Origin of the sequence: uncultured Nitrospira sp., from assembly GCA_902500695.1 — a bacterium.
Classification (GTDB): domain Bacteria; phylum Nitrospirota; class Nitrospiria; order Nitrospirales; family UBA8639; genus Nitrospira_E.
Genome location: CABVRQ010000071.1, coordinates 13132 through 20471, shown reverse-complemented (window position 1 = coordinate 20471; position 7340 = coordinate 13132). Strand labels below are relative to the sequence as shown.

At 51.0% G+C, this 7340-nt stretch carries 5 protein-coding genes; all 5 read left to right on the top strand.

What is annotated here, in order from left to right:
* Nucleotides 1-567 precede the first annotated feature (567 nt).
* Nucleotides 568-708, top strand: a complete 141-nt coding sequence (locus AAH187_RS15190) for a hypothetical protein (protein ID WP_342349316.1) — start codon at nt 568-570, stop codon at nt 706-708.
* A 593-nt stretch (nt 709-1301) separates the two neighbouring features.
* A complete protein-coding gene (locus tag AAH187_RS15185; RefSeq protein ID WP_342349317.1) occupies nt 1302-1874 on the top strand; it encodes a response regulator in 573 nt (190 codons plus the stop codon).
* A 122-nt stretch (nt 1875-1996) separates the two neighbouring features.
* Nucleotides 1997-3550, top strand: a complete 1554-nt coding sequence (malQ, locus tag AAH187_RS15180; protein ID WP_342349315.1) for a 4-alpha-glucanotransferase — start codon at nt 1997-1999, stop codon at nt 3548-3550.
* 35 nt (nt 3551-3585) lie between these two features.
* Nucleotides 3586-4530: a universal stress protein gene (locus AAH187_RS15175; RefSeq protein ID WP_342349314.1), complete on the top strand. Its 945-nt coding sequence runs from the start codon at nt 3586-3588 to the stop codon at nt 4528-4530.
* A 168-nt stretch (nt 4531-4698) separates the two neighbouring features.
* Nucleotides 4699-7340 (top strand): cation-transporting P-type ATPase (locus AAH187_RS15170; RefSeq protein WP_342349313.1); only part of this gene is annotated, 2642 nt, incomplete at its 3' end.

The following is a 7340-nucleotide window of genomic DNA, read 5'->3' as shown; positions in this document are numbered from 1 at the left end:
GCGCGGAGCGTACACGGAGTACCTGACCACGGAAAAATGGCGAGAACGCAGCTGGCGGATTTTTTCAACAGACCCATAATCGCCGTGAGCAGCAACAGAACAGCGATTTCACGAAAATTGTGGTCAATGGCAGCATAGGCGTTCTTGGCGAATCGGTGCGTAATTGTTCTGCTAACATGAGGAGGGCATACCATTTGGAGCTATAAGCGGAAACGAAACAGAAAAACTTTCCTTTCTGGCAGGTCACCGGCCGTTATCCCTGCCATTTGCCAGCGGGAATCCATCCGGAAGGAAACCACAAGGGATTTCCGATATGGTGAGAAATACTTCAGTCTTACGATATAGCCATCCTTCATCCTTCTTTCCTCTTCCTAGACTCTCACTGCCATGCCCGATGGCTCGTCATTTCTCCTGGCTACTTTTTCTCCCACCACGAGGTTCCGGAAACAAAGTAAACTCAGGATTGGGCACATCTCCGTTGGTCTAATTGGAGAATGGGAAAAGGCCTAAAGAGGAAAGATGGCTATCCGCCACCTACCTGCGGGTATGAGGGGGAGGTGAAGGACCATGCGGGAAGGAGAAGGAAGTGGAGATGGATTTTCGATGACGAATGTCGGGTATAAAGAAGCGGGAGGAGACGGTGCATGGGTTGAAGGGGGCATGGCTCGGCGGGATCTTTCTGGCGCCATAGGGCTCCAATACTGTTGAACGACAAAACGCCAATGAGGACATCTCCCCCTCTTATCCTTTGTCAGGATTTCCCTTATTCCAGAAAGGGATTTTAATGTTTAAGTTGCTCATTCCTGAGAATTGGACTGGAGCGTTATCAACGTGGTCTGATGAACTACCCATTCATGGTGCCGGAGAATCGGTTTCTAGAATGAACAGGACCTCATCATAGTATTTTCTCATCTGGTGTTATTGGTTGTCTCGCGGATGTAGAGTATCTCCATGCAGGTTGTATGGGGGATGTGTTTTCTCTATATTTCAGAGGAGGATATGCGACTTGTGTATCCTATTTATTGGGAATATTTAGCCAGAAGATCATGGGGAATGGCAGAGGCGGGAAGTTATTCTTCAGATACAATTCGCTCTCTTTCATGATCTGTGGCAATTTGCCTCTGGGAAAGAAGTCCGTTTCCGTTTGATTCAAAGGCAACAACTCTCAATGATTTCTGAGTTGCAAGGTGTTTTCACGGATTAATTCACAAAAATTAAATGGTATAGAGATTGCGCTTCTTTGTACAATGGTAGGGTGGCTGAATCGTTCCTTTGGATTTTGAGAGGGAGGTTATACCTTGATGATTATGATTGTGACGTTTCATGAGGAATTTCGGGGAAAAATTTCCGCTTTCCTGTCGGAGAAAGGATATGAAGTCTGCATTCCTCCTCATCGACAGGATGTGGTTCCCCTGGTGAAGGAAAAATCCCCCTTAGTCGTGGTGTTGGATATGTATGTAGCTGAGCCCAGCGGCCTTGAGGTGCTGAGGGAACTTCGAGCTCAAAACTATAGCGGAAAAGTCGTGGCGTTGGCCGGAACGTCAGTGAGTTCCTTGATGTCACAAGCGTTCCAGCTTGGCGTGGATCAGGTGATCGGAGGATTTCAAGGCAGTGGTGGAGCCATGAATCTTGATCAGGTGGAATCGGCGATCAAAATGGCATTGCACCCCGGCATTGCGAAACGTGCATTTGAGTTGTACGAGGCAAGAGGCCAGACGAAAGGAAACGACCTGGGGGACTGGTTGGAAGCCGAGCGCCAAATTTTTAATAAACATATTTCCTTGCCAGTAGAGGAAAGGAAAGTGAGAGCTGAACCTGAAAGCGCATCCAGGAAGCCAAGAAAGACCCAAAAGAAGTCAACCGAAAAGACTTAAAATCCAAATTTGGACCTTTGGACGTGCAATAATGTCTTGTGGGTTTCATCAGCATCAAAAAAACGTCAATTTCGTTTTAACCCTTCAACTAAATAATTTTTCAGAATATTGAGCTGGGGACTATGGTGAATCTGCCCAGAGGAAGTGGAATCTTATTGCATCCGACGTCCCTTCCAGGGGCATGGGGAATCGGGGATTTAGGACCCGCCGCGTATCAGTTTGTCGATGTTTTGAAGGCGGCAGGTCAGAGTTGGTGGCAGATGTTGCCATTGGGACCAACCGGCTATGGCAATTCCCCCTACATGTGCTTTTCCGCCTTTGCAGGAAACCCCCTGCTCATAAGTCCGGAAAAACTGGTGGAGGACGGGTTTGTATCGCCAGCAGATGCGAAAAGACCTCCGTCTTTTCCAGCCGACCATGTGGATTTCCCTCTGGTCATTGAGCAAAAGCATGTAATCTTAGAAACGTCCTACAAGCAGTTTAAAGCCAATCCTCCCGCTGAACATCGACAAGCTTTTTTGTTCTTTCGGGAGAAGCATGCTTCCTGGTTAGAAGACTTTTCTCTCTTTCTGTCCTTGAAAGAGAGCCATAAGGGGCAGGCATGGACTGACTGGGAACATCCCCTGAGCGTTCGAGATCCTCAAGCCCTGCAGGATTACAGTTGCCGCCTCAGAGAGACGATTGATTATCATCAGTTTGTCCAGTACCTGTTTTTTTACCAATGGTCCGCTCTGAGGCAGTATGCTCATAGCAAGGGGGTGCGAATCATTGGCGATCTCCCGATCTATATCGCTCATGATAGTTCAGACGTCTGGGCGCATCCTGGTTCATTCTATCTGGATGACCAGTGCCAACCGTCGGTGGTGGCCGGCGTGCCGCCTGACTATTTCAGCGCAACGGGACAGCGATGGGGGAATCCTATTTATCGGTGGGACGTGCGGGCTACGTCCGGGTACCAATGGTGGATCGATCGATTCCGCGCCAATCTGGCTCTTGTCGATATGATTCGATTGGATCATTTCCGCGGGTTTGAAGCCTATTGGGAAATCCCTGCTTCCGAACCTCATGCCATCCATGGTCGCTGGGTGAAAGGTCCGGGAGGCGAATTATTTGCAGCCGTGAAAACCGCACTTGGTGATTTGCCTGTGATCGCGGAAGACCTTGGTGTGATCACTCCGGAGGTCGAGGCGTTACGGGATTCTTGTGAGTTTCCCGGCATGCGAATATTGCAAATGGGGTTTGGCAATGATCCCAAAGCGCATCATTATCGACCCCATCACTATACCCAGCATTCAATCGTCTATACCGCCACTCACGACCATAATACGACGGTCGGGTGGTTTACCGCTGAACCGGGAAGGGAAACCACTCAATCCACCGAAGAGATCAATGAGGAGCGTGCGAATGTGTTGCGTTATCTTGGGACCGACGGTCGAGAAATTCATTGGGATGTGATTCGACTAGCCATGAGTTCTGTTGCCCAACTTGCCATAGTTCCGCTTCAGGACGTCTTGGGATTGGGGAGTGAGTGCCGGATGAATCGTCCCGGCACACTCAAAGGCAACTGGGAGTGGCGATTCCATCCCGATCAGCTGACGGAGGAAATTGTGGAGCGACTCAGGAACCTGACAGGATTGTTTGATCGCCTGCCAATACACAGGCTTCATGAACCCTAAAAAAGTAACAGCCTTTGTGAGAAAGGGAGATGCAGATGAAAATTTTGGTGGCGGTTGATCCTTCGGAACATGCACAGGAGGCCATTCGGTTTGTGAAGTCAGTGGAATGGCCAAAGGCATCAGAAATTTATTTAATCCATGTTATCGAGATGAAGCATGCGTCTCCTCTGGTTCCGGTGGATGGGCCTTCCAGTTGGGATAGTGTCATTTCCCAAGCAAGGGGGAAATTAGTCACTCAGGCAAGGGGATTTCTTGAGCACACGAAGAAGGAGATTGTCGAAGAAAGTGCTTTGACCGTTAAATCTCTTGTGATGGAAGGGCTTCCGGGTGCGGAAATTTTACAGGCGGTGAAGGACTATGGAATTGACCTGGTCATCTTAGGAACCCGTGGTCTCTCCAATGTGAAACGGTTTCTTCTTGGAAGTACCAGTGATTGGGTGATGAGGGAAGCTCCGTGTTCCGTCCTATTGGTTCGTGAAAAACTCAGTAAGGTGATGAAGGGAAAAGCCGCCGCCAAAATTCTTCTGGCCACCGATGGCTCATCCGTTGCGTTGAGTACTGTGGATATTCTCGGTCTGTTGGCCTGTAAGACCCCTCCAAAGTTGACGGTGGCGCATGTGGTGGGAAAGCCTGCTTATTTGGAAGGTTGGTATTGGGGAAAGGGAAAAGCCGCCTTTAAACAATTAACTGCACAATTATTGGAGAAATCTCACAAAGAAGGGGCCAGTCATCTGAAAGAAATCAGCCAAAGAGTCAAAGACCTTGGCATGGAAGTCGATACCGTCTTGACCAAAGGAGACCCTGCTGAAGAAATTGTCAAAATCGCCGAGCGCTCGAAGACAAAATTGATCATGGTTGGATCAAAAGGATTTAAGGGGGGGAAGCCGATCCCATTGGGAGAGGTGGTCAGAAAAATCGCCCGCCATGCCCCATGTTCGGTGTTTCTCATCCGCCCTGGCAGATCTGAGAAAGAAGGTTGATACGTGATCCCTTTCTCTAGAAATACTCCAGACCATCAACGTGCACTGGAAGCAAATGTCGCGGTGTTCTCATGGTGAGGTAAAGAATTCTGAGTTTGCTTCTCCTGCGTTATCTTACCTTCAATTGAAATGAGCGCGATGCCTGTATCCGATCAAAAAAGGTCAGCCATGCGCTGGCATGCCTTGGATGGTGAGTCCGTTCTCAAGGCCGTGGCCAGTCAGGTTGAGGGGTTAACTCAGGATGTGGCTGCCGAACGTCTGGCCCTCTATGGCCCCAATCGTTTACGCCCACCTAAAAAACAAGCCTCCTGGCAGCGGTTTCTCGCCCAGTTTCACAACATTCTCATTTATATCCTCCTGGGAGCAGGTGTCGTGACGGCCCTTCTCGGTCATTGGGTTGATACCAGCGTGATTTTTGGCGTCGTGCTGATTAATGCCGTCATCGGATTTCTTCAGGAAGGCAAAGCCGAAAGGGCGATGGATGCCATTCGCCGGATGTTGTCCGTGCAAGCCTCAGGGCTTCGTGATGGAGCCCGGTGCTCCATTCCAGCGGAAAACCTTGTGCCTGGGGATATGGTGTTTCTCCAATCAGGGGACAAAGTCCCGGCAGATCTGCGTCTTCTGAAGGTGAAAGCGTTGCGTATTGAAGAAGCCGCCTTGACCGGGGAGTCCGTGCCGGTTGAGAAACATATAAAACCGGTTCCTGAAACCGCGTCCATAGGTGATCGAAAGGGCATGGTCTATTCGGGGACTCTGGTGACCTATGGAACAGGAACCGGGGTGGTCGTCGCAACCGGAGATGCCACAGAAATAGGGCGGATCAGCGCCATGCTGGCGGGGGTGCAGACCCTGACCACGCCGCTTCTCCGAAAGATAGAAGAATTCGGGAGTCGGTTAAGCATGGCAATTATTACCGGAGCGGTTGGCGTCTTCCTCTTCGGAATTTTTTTTAGGGATTATGGGCTCAGTGACATGTTTCTGGCAAGCGTGGGCCTCGCCGTTGCGGCCATTCCTGAAGGACTTCCGGCGATTATGACCATCACGCTCGCAATCGGTGTTCAAGCCATGGCACGACGCCAAGCGATTATTCGCCGGTTGCCGGCTGTGGAGACCTTAGGTTCCGTCACGGTCATTTGTTCAGATAAAACCGGCACCCTTACACGAAACGAAATGACGGTTCAAACGTTGGCGACCGCGGCATATACCGTGGATGTCAGTGGTGTCGGATATGATCCTCATGGCGGTTTTTCTCTGTTTGGCAACCCGGTCGCGCTGACTGATCTTCCAGACGTGATGGAACTCGCTCGAGCCGGAATGTTGTGTAACGATGCGGATTTGGCCCACGTGGAGGGTGCCTGGCAGATCAACGGAGATCCGACGGAGGGGGCGTTAGTGACCCTCGGAAGAAAAGCCGGATTGGATTACCGATTCGAACATGAGATGTGGCCACGGACGGATGTGATCCCCTTTGAATCTCAACATCGGTTTATGTCGACGTTGCATCACGACCATGCCGGGCATGGGTGGATGTATATCAAGGGTGCCCCTGAACGGATTTTGGAGATGTGCGCGTTTCAGCGGAGCCTGGGGGAGGATCATCCGTTGAATAGCCGGTCGTGGCAGGATCGGATTGAGCAGATGGCCGGGAAGGGGCAGCGAGTGTTGGCCGTGGCCTTTTCCTCGACCAATCATGAACATCGAGAGTTACGGTTTCAAGATGTGGAGCAGGGTCTGACGATGTTGGGGCTCATCGGCATTGTTGACCCACCCAGGGCTGAAGCCATTGAAGCGGTCCGGCAATGTCAGCAAGCCGGGATTCGAGTCAAAATGATTACCGGGGACCATCTCGTGACGGCGAGAACGATTGGCTTACAGATGCATATCGGCGATGGGAAACAGGCCCTCTCGGGACAGGTACTGGAAACCTTGAGTGATGAGGAATTGGCGGGTGTCGTGCGAGATATCGATATATTTGCCCGGGCAAGTCCGGAACATAAATTGCGGCTGGTGCAAGCCCTCCAGACGGGTGGGGAAGTGGTGGCCATGACCGGAGATGGTGTGAATGACGCGCCGGCGCTAAAGCGGGCGGATGTGGGAGTGGCGATGGGAGTGAAGGGAACGGAAGTGGCCAAGGAAGCGGCGGAAATGGTGCTGGCGGATGATAATTTTGCCTCCATTGCTCATGCGGTCGAGGAAGGCCGTCGGGTTTATGACAATATTCAAAAATCCATCCTGTTTATGCTACCCACCAATGTCGCCGAAGCCGGAGTGATTGTGGCCGCCATTCTGTTAGGGACCATGTTGCCGATTACGCCGGTACAAATTCTGTGGGTCAACATGATCACCGCCGTAACCTTGGCCTTGGCCTTAACCCTCGAACCCCCTGAATCGGATGTCATGCGACGTCCCCCTCGGAACCCGGGCGAAGCCATTCTGTCACGGTTTCTGTTGTGGCGCATCGGCTTTGTGTCCGTCTTAGCGGTGGCCGGCACGTTTGGTCTGTTCCTCTGGGAACGTGACCAGGGGGCGTCTCTCGAAACCGCGAGAACCATAGCCGTCAACATGTTGGTGGTCTTTGAAGCGTTTTATGTCTTGAATGCGCGGTCTTTTTATGGTTCGGTTCTGTCCCGCAAAGGATTGTTTGGAAACCCCTATGTTCCGCTCACCATAGGCCTGGTCTTAGGGATTCAAGGGCTTTTTACCTATACCGAAGTGATGCAGACGTTGTTTCATACCACCGGCATTGATGGATTGGCCTGGTTTCGAATTGTTGGAATTGGCGTGGTGATTTTTTTGCTGGTTGAGTTCGA

Coding starts and splice junctions, on each gene's coding strand:
- AAH187_RS15190 (WP_342349316.1), top strand. CDS start 568: ATGCGGGAAGGAGAAGGAAGTGGAGATGGATTTTCGATGACGAATGTC.
- AAH187_RS15185 (WP_342349317.1), top strand. CDS start 1,302: ATGATTATGATTGTGACGTTTCATGAGGAATTTCGGGGAAAAATTTCC.
- malQ (WP_342349315.1), top strand. CDS start 1,997: ATGGTGAATCTGCCCAGAGGAAGTGGAATCTTATTGCATCCGACGTCC.
- AAH187_RS15175 (WP_342349314.1), top strand. CDS start 3,586: ATGAAAATTTTGGTGGCGGTTGATCCTTCGGAACATGCACAGGAGGCC.